Source organism: Arthrobacter gallicola, from assembly GCF_014836775.1.
Taxonomy (GTDB): Bacteria; Actinomycetota; Actinomycetes; order Actinomycetales; family Micrococcaceae; genus Arthrobacter_B; species Arthrobacter_B gallicola.
The window spans coordinates 423,936-437,945 of record NZ_JACSQD010000003.1; the positions used below are offsets into that span (position 1 = coordinate 423,936).

Sequence of the window (14,010 nt, forward strand, 5' to 3'; positions counted from 1 at the left end):
CTACGCACCGCCGCTGCGGCCTCCAAGTCCGGCCGGCGCCGGCAAGACTCAGCCCTGAAGATGAAAAGCCTCAGCCCAGGGGATGGAAAACGCCAGGCTGCGCCGTTTCAGCGCCGAAGTAGCCGTTGCTGCTGGTAGCGTCCATCCCAGTCAAACCGGGGACCGCAGCGCATCCGCAGGGTGTGGTGCCGGGACCGGACCACAGTACGCGGCTGGCCCCACCCGGCAGCGGTCTCTATCCACAATTGGAGAGCCCACATGGGTGTTGCCAGGCGCATTGTTTTTCCTGTTCTGTGGCTGGTGGTTTTCGCCGTCATCGCTGCAGCCCTGTTCAAATTAGCGTTCCTCGACGGGCTCAGCGCCCAGGCGGAGACGCAGGTGCCCTCCGCGGCACTGCAGACTGCAACGGTGCAGGCTGTGCGCGGGAGCATCACCAACACCGTGGACGTCCAGGGCTCCGTGGTCTCGGACCCGGCGGTACCCGTCCGGAGCACCACTGACGGGATGGTCGTCTACCTCGACGCCGAGCCGGGACAGCGGATCGAAAAGGGCGAGCGGCTCTTCCAGGTGCGCAAGCCCGTGGAAGAGCAGCTGGTTCCGGAACCGGCGCCAGCGGAGGATGCCGCTCCGGTCCCTGCGGCCCCGCGTTACACGTACGTCGACGTCACTGCGGCGGCGTCCGGAACCCTGGCCAGCTTTCCGGTGCTGCTCAACCAGCAGGTGAGTGTCGGTACGGAAATCGCCTCGATCGACCCCGGCACGTTCTCCGTTCAGGGCGCCCTGACCACTGACCAGCAGTTCCGGATCATGGATCGGCCGAATACGGCCGAAGTGAGCATCAACGGCGGACCCGCACCGTTTGCCTGCAGTGACGTGACCATGGGGAAGACCACGCCGGCGGCAGAGGGTATTTCCACCCAGGCCCAGGCGCCGGCCCAGCCCGCCGCCGGACAGCCGGCAGCCGGGCAGGGCTCGGGAACCGTGAGCTGCTCCGTCCCGGCCGGTGTCTCGGTCTTCGCCGGACTCGGCGCAGGTATCACCATCACCGCCGGCCAGTCGCTGGACGCCGTGACGGTGCCGACGACGGCGGTGCAGGGAGCGGTGCAGAACGGCGTCGTCTGGGTTGTCACTGCTCCGGGTGCCTGGGAGGAAAGGGCAGTGACCCTGGGCCTGACGGACGGCCAGACCGTGGAGATCATCGACGGGCTGACCGAGGGGGAGGAGATCCTGTTGTTCGTTCCCGGTGCTGAAGCGCCGCAGGACGGACAGCAGATGATGTACGGGCCCGGGGTGATGGGCGGATGAGCGGGATAACCCTGCCCGTCGATGGTCCGGGAGCGCAGGAGCAGGCACAGTGGGAGGGCCCGCCCGCAGCCGGGGCGCTGGTTTCCATGTCCGGGGTCACCCGCAGCGTCCTGCTGCCGGACGGAACCCAGCTCACGATCCTGGACGGCGTCGATCTCCAGGTCCACCGCGGTGACCACGTTTCCGTGGTCGGCCGGTCCGGATCCGGTAAGTCCACGCTGCTCAACATCCTGGGCATGCTGGATCTGCCCACCACCGGCAGCATGGAATTCGACGGGATCCCCGTGGAATCCATGAGCGGGAATGCCCGTGCCGTCAAACGGGGGAGCTCGGTGGGGTTCATCTTCCAGCAGTTCAACCTGCTGGCCGAACGGACCGCCCTGGAAAACGTCATGACACCGCTGCTCTACGCGCGGGGCCGCTCCTTCTGGCAGCGGGAGAAGATTGCCGCGGACATGCTGGAGAAGGTCGGTCTGGGCAACCGGCTCAAGGACAAACCGCAGAAGCTCTCCGGCGGCGAGCAGCAGCGGGTAGCCATCGCGCGGGCCTTGGTGCGCAGGCCGTCGCTGATCCTGGCTGACGAACCCACCGGTGCGCTGGACATTGCCACCGGTCAGGCAGTCATGGCGCTCCTGGCCGAGGTTGTGGCCGAATCCGGAGCCGCGCTGGTCACCATCACCCACGATCCGGGCGTAGCCGCGCTCGCGGACCGGCACTACCTGCTGGACGGCGGGCACCTGCGTGCCGGAACGGAGCCGGCCGCATGAGTTTCTCAGGAATTACCGCCACCCTGGTGGAAGCCTGGACTGAAATCCGGATTCACAAGGCCAGGATCCTGCTGGCCCTGGTGGGTGTGGCGCTCTCCGTGGCGGCCTTGACCGCTGTGGTGGGGCTGGCGGACATGGCCAGGGCGGCCATGGCCCAGGGCTCCGAGTCGCAGGGCGGACGCCCGGCAACCTTGAATGTTTCCGCCTATTCCATGGACGGATCCGAAACTGACGCCGCCGGGCTAAGGGAGGCCTATGTAAATGTTGCGGAACGCTACTCCGTTGAACACTCGTCCTTGTTCCTGCCCACCCAGATTCCCTTCCAGTTCCCCGACGGCGTAGCGCAGACCGATGCCCTTGTTGTGGATGCTGACTTCGGCACCATGCGCCGCGTTAATCTGCAGACTGGAACCTGGTTTACGGAAGCGGACACCCAGCGCATGGCACCAGCAGTGATCGTCAATGAGGCGTTCTACGCCAGGATGGGTTCCCCGGACCTGGCATTGGATCCCGTGGTGGAAATCTGGAACGGCGCTCCGGTGGACGCTGTCATCACCGGGGTCCGGGCCAACACCTGGGAGCAGGAAATGCCCGCCGTCTACCTGCTGACCCCGGCGTACGACAGGCTCGGCCTGACCGGAGGGGGCATGGGTGCTTCACCGATGCTGGAACTGTGGGTCCCGGAGGAGCTTGCGCTTCCCCTGCAGGAAGCCATTACCACTGACCTCACGGCGCAGTTCCCCAACTTCCACGCCAACGTTTACCGGAGCGACTACGCCGCGTGGGGTGACCCGTACGCCGTGATGGAACTTGTTGTCGGCGGAATCGCGGCCATGGTGATGCTCCTGGGAGCGGTGGGCCTGCTCAACATCTCCATGGTGACGGTGAAGTACCGGGTCCGGGAGATCGGCATCCGGCGCAGCTTCGGGGCAACGTCAGGCAGAATCTTCTTCGGCGTGATGCTTGAGTCTGTGGTCGCGACCTTCGCGGCCGGTGTGGTGGGGGTTATGGCCGCCATCGCCGTCGTCAAACTGCCCATTGTTCAGCAGCAGATCGCCTCTGGTGTAGCCGAACACCCGCCGTTCCCCATCGAAGCGGCCCTCCTGGGGCTCGGGGCTGCCACCGCCGTCGGCACCCTGGCCGGGCTGATCCCGGCGCTGGTTGCCGTCCGGGTGAAGGTCATTGACGCTATCCGCTACTAGGCCCAGCCCTCAGCACCCGAGGTCGGACTCCAGTCCGTCCCGGGCGCTGCGGATCTGGTCGATATCATCGGACAGCGAGGCGGCGGCCTGGGGCACCGTCATCGACTCATCGATGTTCGCGACGGCGTCGTCGAAGTTCTTCCAGGCATCGTCGAGCGCGGTCCGGCGGTCCTCGGCAACGGACTCCAGGGCCGGTCCCAGGTCCTGATACGCGTTGCGGATGCTGTCGCGTTCCGCCTGGATTTCCTCGATGGTGGAAGAAGAGTCGATCGATGTTCGTGCGTCGGAGACGGTGCCGGAAAACTCCGCGTAAGCGTCGCAGGCCGACTGTGTGTTCTCCGCGGGGGTGTCGTTGCCGCTGCAGGCTGCTGCCGAGAGGGCAGCAGCGGCGAAAACGGCGGTCAGGGCGAATCGGCTGCTGCGGAACATGGACGCCTCCTGGAGAATCATGGATTTCGGCTGCGCACGGCGCTGCAGGAATCATGGGCCGGATCTACATTCTCCGTAACGTGGGAGACAAGCGGAAGGCAGCGGAGGCGGAGCTGCTGCTGTTCACCGGAAAAGCCCGCAAAAAAGCCAGGCTGTGACTTCCCCGGAGGGAAAATCACAGCCTGGCTGTCTCACATGCGTGCCCTCGATAGGATTCGAACCTACGGCCTGTTGCTCCGGAGGCAACCGCTCTATCCCCTGAGCTACGAGGGCGGGACACTGGTCAGATGCTGTCAGAGAAACAGCGGCTGAACCGGCTTGTCCTGCAGGGACTCAAGAAGCTTAGCAGGTCCGGGGCGGTGCCCGGAAACCCGCCCCGGGTTAGTACCCCAGGAAGGGGTCCGTGTGGACCTTCCGGACACCCGCCCGGCGGACTTCACGCCGGGCGAAAGCAACAGCCGAGGGTGATCCGGCCAGGAAAGCTGACCGCACGGCGGCGTCGGGCACGGCCTGCAGCAACCGGGCCGCATCCGGGAGGCCGGGGCCAAGCCAGGTCCATCCCGGCAGCAGCGGGTCCTGCGGTGTGCAGGCGAACAACTGCACGCCCAGCTGCGCGAGTTCCGCTGAGTAAGCCAGCTCCTGAGCTGATGAGGCAGCATAAACCAGCACGATGTCCCGTCCTCCAGGCCCTCCGGCAGGGCCGCTGCCGAGGGACCGCAGCTGGCTGATAAAGGGCGTGATTCCGATTCCCGAAGCCACCATCAAAATCTTCTGCGCAGGATCGCGGGGAAGCTGGAAGTCTCCGCCCACAGTCGTGGCAGCAACCCGGGTGCCGGGCTTCGCGCCCAGCAGCTTCGTCTTGAAGGAGCTGCCGGGGGAAGCAACCCGCATGGCTATGGACACTTCGCCCGCGTCTGCGGGATCCGAGGTGATGCTGAAGATCCGCCGCAGCCCCCGTCCATCCGCGTTCTGGTGCGGAAGGCTCAGTTCCAGATACTGGCCGGCCCGGTAACGCAGGGGGCGTTCCGGAACGAACACCAGTTCGCGGGACGTTGGGGTCAGTTCCCGGGTTTCGCGAAGGCGCAGGCTGATGCCGCCGCGCTGACCGGCCGCGAAGGCCAGCAGGTTTCCGACAAGCAGCGCCAGCTCAGGGGACATAAAGACCGGCCCGGCGGAGAGCGGAGTTGCGAACAGGACTGCGACGACGCCGGCTTCAGCCAGGCGCTGCCAGCGCAGGGGCGGCAGGGTCAGCGGCTCGGACAGCATAAAACCGGCAAAGAAGATGATGGGGTAGGAGGTGAAGGCAGTGACCAGCCCTTCCAGGGCTGACTCGCCGGAAACGGCGAACCGGAGAACCACAATCCCAACGGTGACCAGGGTAAACACTCCCGCCATCGGCAGCAGCCGGCTTCGGTAGAGCACCAGCAGAGCGGCTGGCAGAACGACAATGAGCATCAGTGGAGCGGCAACCCACCACACCGGTGTGTTGAGCCCCGTCAGGCCAATCACGACGGCGCCGACCGCCGCCGGGTTGAAAATGTGCCGGCGGCGCCAGGCGAGAAGGTATTTCGAGGCAGTGGCGGCAAACGCTGCCAGGGCAACGGTGCCAAGTTCAGGTCCGCTGGTGGTCGGCCAGAAGAGGAAAAACAGCAGGAGGCCGGTGATCAGCGCAGAGTCTGTCTGCGGGAAGGTGCGGAACAGCAGGCCCATCACCCGGCTGGCTACCAGTGTTGAGATCACGGCAGTCCCCAGGGCCGCCCCCAGCTCCGCCGGCGTATAGAAAAGTGCGCCGGTCAGGGAAAGCACGAAGGACCATGCCACCATGGCCAGCAGCGCCAGCACGAGCATGCGGTACATGCTCGTTTTACCGAGCAGGCGCTGCAGCCGAGCGGTGGGGGTACTCAGGGATACGGTCATGAAAAAAGGACTCCAGCCATAGCGTTGGAAAACTGTGCCCTGCCGTCGGAAAACATCCGGACGTACTCGAAGCTGAACTCGGCTGCGAGCAGGGCGGGGTCTGTGATGAAAAGTGCGGTTGCCAGGCCGTCGGCGGTCATCGCGTCGGCAGCCAGCACCCAGGTGGCGGCCACGGCGTCCACCGGGCGGCCCGTGGAAGCATCGAGAACGTGGTGGAGGCCTTCACCCCAGCTCCGGCGGTTGGCGGCTGAGGCGCACAGTGCGCCGTCCTGAAGGTCCAGAACGCCAATGGCCGCTCCCGGATCGTAAGGGTGTTCCAGGGCAACCCGGAGGCTCTCCGGCCCCGAATGCCTCATATCGGAACCGGCGTCTACCACTACCGCAGCATATCCGCGCGCGGTGAGCAGCTCCCAGACGAGGTCCACCAGCTGTCCTTTCCCGGCGGCGCCTACATCCACGGTGGCTGGCTGGTTCAGGGTCAGCGCCACGGTTTCCACTGCCTCCTGGCGCTGCCAGGAGACGGTGGACGTCCAGCCCGGAGCCGCAGCCGGCGGGCCCAGGGGGCGCAGCGGGTATCCGGGTCCATAGCCGAGCTGCTCCAGCGAACCCCCGACCAGCGGGTTCAGCCTGCCCTGTGTCAGCCGTTCCAGGCTGTCGAACAGGTCCAGGAGGGGTGCGGCATAGCCGGGAAGGATGGCGGTTCCGCCACTGTGGCCCAGAGTGGTCACCGCGGAATCCGGACGGAACCGGGACAACGCTGCGTCGTACTGTTCCACGAGCGCGGCCACCTCACTGCGGACAGCAGTGTCCACCGGCACCTCCGTGGTGATGTGCCACTGAGTGCCGATCGCCTCAAAGCTGAAGGACTCCATGAGCTGCGGACCCCTAGCCGGCGGCCTCGCCCTTAATCATCTCCAGGGCCTTGTTGAAGCCCTGGCTGGTGAGGGAGGAACCTGCCACCTTGCCGACATCCAGGCTGTCCAGGGGCTTGCCCACTACCTGCTCCTGGATTCCGTCGGTGAACTCCGCCTGGTACCGCTTCGACGTCGGATTGTTGCCCGACGGCGTGACCTCCACAGCGGTTACGGTGCCGCCGGAAAGGGTCATTTTGACGGTGACTTCTTCCTTCTGGTTCGACGGAGGAATGTAGGAACCGGTTCCCGTGTATTCGCCGTCGGCGTAGTTCCCGGGGCCCTCCGCGCCGGTCCCGGCCGCGGCCGATGCCGGGGAAGAAGCGGGGGAGGACGCCGGCGTGCCTGCGGCATTGTCTGCGGCACCGTCAGAGCCGCAGCCTGCGGTCCCGAGCAGCGTTAACCCGGCAACGACGGTCAGAAGGGGCTTTGTGGCCTGGGGTTTCACGGTTTCTCCTTGGTCTCTGGCGGCGCGTCCGCTGGGAGCAGTTGACCGCCGCGGCGGCTGGGCAGCCGGGCGGGGACGAGAAAGATGCTCCCCCTTTATTACAGCGCATGAACCCTGCAGGTTCGGCTCTTCGGTGCCCGGCACCGAAGAGCCCCAGGTGCGGTGCACAGGGATCCCCAGCGGAGGAATAAGGGCGCGGCGCCTGTCCCCGCTATGCTTAACCGGTGACTCCTGAAGAACTTTCCTCCGCCGTAACTGCCTGCCTCAAAGACGCCATCGATGCGGGTGATTTCAGCATCGAGCTTCCCTCCGAGGTTCGTGTGGAGCGGCCAAAAAACCGGGAGCATGGTGACTGGGCCACGAACATTGCCCTCCAGCTCTCGAAGCAGGCCGGCATGAACCCCCGCCAGTTCGCGGAAATCCTGTCCTCCCGGCTGGAGAAGATCGACGGCGTCGCCAAGGTCGACATCGCCGGCCCGGGCTTCCTGAACATCACGCTCGACGCCGGCGCAGCCGGTGAGCTGGCCAAGGCGATCGTGGAAGCCGGCCCTGCCTACGGCCGCTCCGATACACTGGCCGGCACCCGGATCAACCTCGAATTCGTCTCGGCCAACCCCACCGGGCCAATCCACCTCGGCGGAACCCGCTGGGCGGCCGTCGGTGACGCGCTGGCCCGGGTTTTCGAGTCCCAGGGTGCGGACGTCACCCGCGAGTACTACTTCAATGACCACGGCGCTCAGATCGACCGTTTCGCCCGCTCCCTCCTCGCCTCCGCCAAGGGCGAACCCGCCCCGGAGGACGGTTATGCCGGCGCCTACATCGAGGACATCGCAGCGCGCGTGCTCGCAGCGGAACCGAACATTATGGAACTTCCCGAGGCTGAGGCGCAGGAGCGTTTCCGCGCCGTCGGTGTTGATTTGATGTTTGGTGACATCAAGGAATCCCTGCACAACTTCGGTGTCGACTTCGACGTGTTCTTCCACGAGGACTCCCTGCACGAAAACGGCCAGGTGGAGAAGCTTCTGGAACAGCTGAAGGGCTCGAAGAATCTTTACGAGAAGGACGGCGCGTGGTGGCTGAACTCCACGGAGTTCGGTGACGACAAGGACCGCGTGGTCATCAAGTCCGATGGCAACGCCGCCTACATTGCCGGCGATATCGCCTACATCCAGAACAAGCGCGAGCGCGGCTTTGATCTGAACATCTACATGCTTGGCGCCGACCACCACGGCTACGTGGCCCGGCTGAAGGCCGCCGCGGCGGCCCTGGGGCATGATCCGGAGTGCGTCGAGGTGCTGATCGGCCAGATGGTGAATCTGGTCAAGGACGGCAAGCCGGTCCGGATGTCCAAGCGCGCCGGCACGGTGGTCACGCTCGAGGATCTGGTCGACGCCGTTGGCGTTGATGCCGCCCGTTACACCCTGGCCCGTTTCTCCGCCGACTCGAACATCGACGTCGACCTGGACCTGCTGACCAAGCGCAGCAACGAGAACCCGGTGTTTTACGTCCAGTACGCACACGCCCGGACCTATGCCCTGGCCCGCAACGCGGAGGCCGCCGGCGTTGATGATTCCGCGTTCGACGCCTCGCTGCTCACCCATCCCACGGAAGGCGCGCTGCTGGCAGCCCTGGGCCAGTACCCCGGTGTCCTGGCCCAGGCAAGCACTTTCCGCGAACCGCACCGCGTAGCCCGCCATCTGGAGGTCATCGCCGGCACCTACCACCGCTGGTACGATGCCTGCCGCATCGCCCCGCAGAACGGCGAGGAAGTCACCGACGTCAACCGCACTCGGCTGTGGTTGAACACCGCGGCGCGGCAGGTCCTGGCCAATGGGCTGAACCTGCTCGGCGTCTCCGCACCGGAAAGGATGTAAGGCAGCCATGACCGCATCTGAGCTGGCACCTGCCTGGCTGAGCTACCCCGAAGACGCCAACTCACTCTCCGGGGACATCTGGGCCCGCGATGTGACCCGCGGCGGCAACGGGGAACTGGAGATTTCCGGTATCCCGGTATCGGCCCTGGCCAAGGAGTACGGCACCCCGCTGTTCGTGGTCTCCGAGGCGGATTTCCGCGCCCGTGCCCGGGACTTCAAGGACTCTTTTGATGCGGCGTTTGAGAGCCTGTGCGGGGGAGTGGACGTCTACTACGCGGGCAAATCCTTCCTCTGCACTGAAATTGCCCGCTGGGTCGCTGACGAGGGCCTTCGCCTGGACACCTGTTCCGGCGGCGAACTTGCCGTCGCCAAGCGCGCCGGCATCCCCGGAGCCCATCTGGGCCTGCACGGCAACAACAAGTCGGACGCTGAACTGAACCGTGCCCTGGACATGGAACTGGGCCGGATCGTCGTCGACTCACTTCCCGAACTCGACCGGCTGGGCGCGATTGCCGCCGGCCGCGGTCTCCGCGCCAACGTGATGCTGCGCCTGACCCCCGGCGTCCACGCCCACACCCACGAGTTCATTGCCACCGCGCATGAGGACCAGAAATTCGGCCTGTCCATGGCCCCGGACCCTGAAACAGGTTCCTCGCCGGCAGCGGATGCCGTCGCTGCGGCACTGGCGAACCCGGGGATCCGGCTGCTCGGCCTGCACAGCCACATTGGTTCGCAGATCTTCGATCCCGCCGGCTTTGAGCTGGCCGCCCGCCGCCTGCTGGCGTTTATGGCCGAGATCAAGCAGGTCCACGGCGTCGAACTCCCCGAACTCGACCTGGGCGGCGGCTACGGAATCGCCTACACCGAAGCGGACACCCCGCGTCCGGCGGCGGAAATCGCCAAAGCCATGGCCGCCGTGGTGGGCGCCACCTGCACCGAACTGGACCTGGCTGTTCCGCGGATTTCGATCGAACCCGGACGCGCGATCGTGGGGCCGACCACCTTCACGCTGTACCGCGCCGGAACCATCAAGACCGTCCGCGTGGACACCCCCGAAGGGGGCAGCGCTCCGCGCCGCTACGTATCGGTTGACGGCGGGATGAGCGACAACGCCCGGCCGGTGCTGTACGACGCCGACTACACCGCCGTCCTGGCGTCACGGACCTCGGTTCATGACGCGGTTATGTCGCGCGTGGTTGGCAAACACTGCGAGAGCGGGGACATAGTAGTCAGGGATGTTTACCTGCCCTCGGACGTGGATCACGGGGACCTGCTGGCCGTTCCCGGTACGGGCGCCTACTGCTGGGCGCTCTCCAGCAACTACAACTACATCGCCCGCCCGCCCGTCGTCGCTGTCCGGAACGGTGCCGCGCGGCTGATCATCCGGGGCGAAACCGAAGACGACCTGCTGGCCCGCGACGTCTCAGAACCGGCATAGGAGAAGGCACAGAAATGAAGACCCTCAAAGTAGCCCTGTTGGGATGCGGGAACGTGGGATCCCAGGTGGCACGAGTCCTCCTTGATGATGCCGCTGACCTCAGCGCCCGCACGGGTGCCCGCCTGGAACTTGCAGGCATCGCGGTCCGCAACCCGGACGCTCCGCGCGGCGAAGAACTTCCGCGTGAGCTGTTCACCACGGACGCGGAAGCCCTCGTCGAGTCGGCGGACATCGTCATTGAACTGATGGGCGGCATCGAACCGGCCCGCACGCTGATCCTGCACGCCATCGGCCACGGCGCGTCCGTGGTGACCGGCAACAAGGCACTCCTCGCAGCCGACGGCGCAGCACTGTATGAGAAGGCCGACGCCGCCGGTGTCCGCCTGGCCTACGAAGCCGCCGTCGCCGGCGCCATCCCGATCCTGGGCCCGATCCGCGACAGCCTTTCCGGCGACCGGATCACCCGCGTGCTCGGCATCGTCAACGGCACCACCAACTACATCCTGGACCAGATGGACACCACCGGTGCACAGTTCGCTGACGCACTGGCCGAGGCCCAGCGCCTGGGTTACGCCGAGGCTGATCCGACCGCCGACGTCGGCGGGCACGACGCCGCAGCCAAGGGCGCCATCCTGGCCTCACTGGCCTTCCACACCACGTTCGACATGAAAAACGTGTCCTGTGAAGGCATCACTGACATCACTGCCCAGGACATCGCTGCGGCAAAGGACGCCGGGTTCGTTATCAAACTGCTCGCGATCGCCGAGAAGTTCGAGTCCGACGGCGCCGAGGGCGTCAGCGTCCGGGTGCACCCCACCCTGCTGCCCCGCACCCACCCGCTGGCTGCGGTCCACGGTGCCTTCAACGCAGTGTTCGTCGAGGCCGAAAACGCCGGCGAGCTGATGTTCTACGGCCAGGGCGCCGGCGGCACCCCCACCGCCTCCGCCGTGATGGGCGACGTCGTAACCGTCGCGCGCCGGATGGTCCTCGGCGGACATATGGGCGTGGAAGCTGCCTCCGGGCATGTTCCGGCCCTGCCGCTGGAGAAGGTCACCACCAGCTACAGCATCGGGCTGGATGTTGCCGACGCTCCGGGCGTGTTGTCCGCCGTCGCGCAGGTCTTCGCCGACCACGGCGTCTCGATCGAAACCATGCGGCAGACCAGCCACACCGACGCTGCAAACGCGTCGGCTGAACTGCGTTTTGTCACGCACCGCGCACCCGAGGCCGCCCTGGCGGCCACCGTTGAGGCCATCAAGGGCCTGGACGTCATCAATTCCGTCACATCCGTCCTGCGGGTAGAAGGAGTCTAGAACCGTGGCTCATCAATGGCGCGGCGTTATCCGCGAGTACGCCGACCGTCTGCCGGTTACCGACAGCACCGAAATCATCACCCTTGGTGAAGGCGGCACCCCGCTGGTCCACGCGAAGGCCCTCTCCGAGCTGACCGGCAACGAGGTATACCTCAAGGTCGAAGGCATGAACCCCACCGGGTCTTTCAAGGACCGCGGCATGACCATGGCCATGACCGCCGCGGTGGAAGCCGGGGCGAAGGCCGTTGTCTGCGCTTCCACCGGCAACACCAGTGCCTCCGCCGCTGCCTACGCCACCCAGGCCGGGATCACCTGCGCCGTGCTGGTGCCGGACGGCAAGATCTCCATGGGCAAGCTCAGCCAGGCGATCGCCCACGGCGCGCAGCTGCTGCAGGTCAACGGCAACTTCGACAACTGCCTTGAGGTGGCACGGAAGCTGGCCGAGGCGTACCCGGTGTTCCTGGTCAACTCGGTGAACCCCGCACGCATTGAAGGCCAGAAGACCGCGTCCTTCGAGGTTGTGGATTTCCTCGGCGACGCTCCTGACTACCACCTGCTGCCCGTCGGCAACGCCGGAAATATCACGGCATACTGGCGCGGCTACCAGGAATACGCCCAGCCCTGGACGAACAACGCCGGGACGGAACTTCCTCCCGTCGCCACCAAGACCCCCGTTATGTGGGGCTTCCAGGCTGAAGGTGCGTCCCCGCTGGTCAAGGGGCACCCGGTCACCGAGCCGGACACCATTGCCACGGCTATCCGGATCGGCAACCCGGCCTCCTGGGATCAGGCGATCGCCGCGCGGGACGAGTCCGGCGGACTGATCGAAGCCGTTACCGACACCGAAATCCTCGAAGCGCACCGCTGGCTCTCCTCCCGTGAAGGCGTCTTCGTGGAGCCGGCTTCAGCGGCCGGTGTCGCGGGGCTGCTGAAGAAGCACGCGGCCGGCGAAGCTCCCACGGGCAAGAAGATCGTCATCACGGTCACCGGACACGGCCTGAAGGACCCGCAGTGGGCCCTCCGGACCGCCGACGGCGCTGATGTCGAGCCGACCAAGGTGGAGTTCGACGTCGTAAGCGTCGCCGCTGCCCTGGGCCTCGAAGATTCCGCTCCCGCGGCAGCGCGCTAAGCGAAGCCGATGCAGGTGAAACAGGCACACACTGCGCGGGATGCTGCGCCCGCCCCGCGCGTCGCACCCGGGCAGGACATCACCGTCAGTGTGCCCGCAACAAGCGCCAACCTCGGCCCGGGCTTCGACAGCCTGGGCATGGCGGTCAGCCTGTTCGATACGGTGCGGGTGCGCACCACGGACACCGGACGCATCAGCGTGCGGGTCCGCGGCGAGGGTGCTGACACGCTGCCCACCGACGGAACGCACCTCGTGGCCCGGACCATCGTGGACACCATCGAGAACGCGGGCTGCGGCATCGGCGGGTTCGAACTCGAATGCGAGAACGTGATACCGCACGGCCGCGGCCTGGGGTCCTCGGCGTCGGCCATTGTCTCCGGTGTGCTGGCAGGCAACGCGCTGCTGCCGGCGGCCGTCCAGCTGGATCCGGCCGGGCTGCTGCATGCCTGTTCGGTCCTGGAAGGGCATCCGGACAATGTGGCACCGGCGCTGAGCGGCGGCCTCGCAGTGTCGTGGGAAGAGGAGGGCCGTTTCCGGTCCGTCACGGCCCAGGTTCATCCGGACATTGTTCCCGTAGTGGCAGTGCCTGCAACCGAACTGTCCACGGAAAGCGCGCGCGGACTGCTGCCGCAGGCCGTTCCGCACCGGGACGCGGCGGCAAACTCCGGCCGTGCCGCGCTGCTGATGCACGCCATGGCTGCTGATCCGTCGCTGCTGCTCGCCGGGACCGAGGATTTTCTGCACCAGTCCTACCGGGCACCCGCGATGCAGCCCAGCGCCGCCCTCATCCGGACGCTGCGCGCCGCGGGTTTCGCGGCAGTCGTTTCCGGAGCGGGACCGACCGTTATGGTCCTGGCTGCGGGTGCGGACCAGGCCGCTGCCGCTGCCGTCCTGATCGACCGGCATCTGGCCGCGCAGGCGCTGGAGAATTGGCGTGTGCTGCGGCTTGGCGTAGACCGAGATGGTGCTAGAGTGGTAGTGCACCAACGGTAATAACCGTATTTGTGCTTCCACCGGCAGGTCGTCCGTTCTGTGGACCACCGAGGCTTTTCCCTGAACCGGATTGTGGACCGTTTTGCATGGATATCAGCTCAGAAGCTGGTACCTGGGCATCGATCATAACGATTCGGACGGCGGGGTGGAGTCAGTCCGCGGAAACACAAGCATCGGTGTAGCCTTCCGGAGACTGCCAAGAAACGGTCAGTCGAATGATCATATGATCCTCGCGTTTTCCGACAGCGCAGCTGCCGAAACTCCCGTGGACTCTCCAAACAAGG

12 protein-coding genes and 1 tRNA gene are annotated in these 14,010 nt (G+C 66.1%); 8 read left to right on the forward strand and 5 right to left on the reverse strand.

Features of this window, described 5'->3' with window-relative positions; all coding sequences use genetic code 11:
• The first annotated feature begins 258 nt into the window (after positions 1 to 258).
• From H9639_RS09130 to H9639_RS09140, 3 genes are all read left to right on the forward strand, one after another.
• Positions 259 to 1,305, forward strand: a complete 1,047-nt coding sequence (locus H9639_RS09130; protein ID WP_191807757.1) for an efflux RND transporter periplasmic adaptor subunit — start codon at positions 259 to 261, stop codon at positions 1,303 to 1,305.
• 86 nt (positions 1,306 to 1,391) lie between these two features.
• Positions 1,392 to 2,072, forward strand: coding sequence for an ABC transporter ATP-binding protein (locus tag H9639_RS09135; RefSeq protein ID WP_225219430.1), 681 nt, complete (start codon positions 1,392 to 1,394; stop codon positions 2,070 to 2,072).
• Positions 2,069 to 3,274, forward strand: coding sequence for an ABC transporter permease (locus H9639_RS09140; protein ID WP_191807759.1), 1,206 nt, complete (start codon positions 2,069 to 2,071; stop codon positions 3,272 to 3,274). The genes H9639_RS09135 and H9639_RS09140 overlap by 4 nt, the downstream gene beginning before the upstream one ends.
• 9 nt (positions 3,275 to 3,283) lie before the next feature.
• Here H9639_RS09140 and H9639_RS09145 read toward each other — a convergent pair whose 3' ends face one another.
• The 5 genes from H9639_RS09145 to H9639_RS09165 all read right to left on the reverse strand — a co-directional run bounded on the left by H9639_RS09145 (position 3,284) and on the right by H9639_RS09165 (position 6,979).
• Positions 3,284 to 3,724: a hypothetical protein gene (locus H9639_RS09145; protein WP_191807760.1), complete on the reverse strand. Its 441-nt coding sequence runs from the start codon at positions 3,722 to 3,724 to the stop codon at positions 3,284 to 3,286.
• Between the two features lie 179 nt (positions 3,725 to 3,903).
• Positions 3,904 to 3,976, reverse strand: a tRNA-Arg gene (locus H9639_RS09150).
• Positions 3,977 to 4,084: 108 nt separating this feature from the next.
• Entirely contained in the window at positions 4,085 to 5,620 is a 1,536-nt protein-coding gene (locus tag H9639_RS09155) for an FAD-dependent oxidoreductase (RefSeq protein ID WP_191807761.1), read from the reverse strand.
• Positions 5,617 to 6,492, reverse strand: coding sequence for an FAD:protein FMN transferase (locus H9639_RS09160; RefSeq protein ID WP_191807762.1), 876 nt, complete (start codon positions 6,490 to 6,492; stop codon positions 5,617 to 5,619). Before H9639_RS09160 ends, H9639_RS09155 begins: the two co-directional genes overlap by 4 nt.
• Before the next feature lie 13 nt (positions 6,493 to 6,505).
• The gene (locus H9639_RS09165; RefSeq protein WP_191807763.1) at positions 6,506 to 6,979 is read right to left on the reverse strand and encodes an FMN-binding protein; all 474 of its coding nucleotides are present in this window, start codon (positions 6,977 to 6,979) and stop codon (positions 6,506 to 6,508) included.
• Between the two features lie 224 nt (positions 6,980 to 7,203).
• Here H9639_RS09165 and argS point away from each other — a divergent pair, with 224 nt between their 5' ends.
• The 5 genes from argS to thrB are packed head-to-tail and all read left to right on the forward strand — an operon-like array spanning position 7,204 to position 13,726.
• A complete protein-coding gene (gene argS, locus H9639_RS09170; RefSeq protein WP_191807764.1) occupies positions 7,204 to 8,853 on the forward strand; it encodes an arginine--tRNA ligase in 1,650 nt (549 codons plus the stop codon).
• A 7-nt stretch (positions 8,854 to 8,860) separates the two neighbouring features.
• Positions 8,861 to 10,291, forward strand: coding sequence for a diaminopimelate decarboxylase (lysA, locus tag H9639_RS09175; protein WP_191807765.1), 1,431 nt, complete (start codon positions 8,861 to 8,863; stop codon positions 10,289 to 10,291).
• 14 nt (positions 10,292 to 10,305) lie between these two features.
• The gene (locus H9639_RS09180) at positions 10,306 to 11,604 is read left to right on the forward strand and encodes a homoserine dehydrogenase (RefSeq protein ID WP_191807766.1); all 1,299 of its coding nucleotides are present in this window, start codon (positions 10,306 to 10,308) and stop codon (positions 11,602 to 11,604) included.
• Between the two features lie 4 nt (positions 11,605 to 11,608).
• Complete coding sequence (thrC, locus tag H9639_RS09185) at positions 11,609 to 12,733, forward strand: threonine synthase (RefSeq protein ID WP_191807767.1); 1,125 nt, start codon at positions 11,609 to 11,611, stop codon at positions 12,731 to 12,733.
• Positions 12,734 to 12,742: 9 nt separating this feature from the next.
• Positions 12,743 to 13,726 (forward strand): homoserine kinase, encoded by a 984-nt coding sequence (gene thrB / locus H9639_RS09190; protein ID WP_191807768.1) that lies wholly within the window; start codon positions 12,743 to 12,745, stop codon positions 13,724 to 13,726.
• Positions 13,727 to 14,010: the final 284 nt, after the last annotated feature.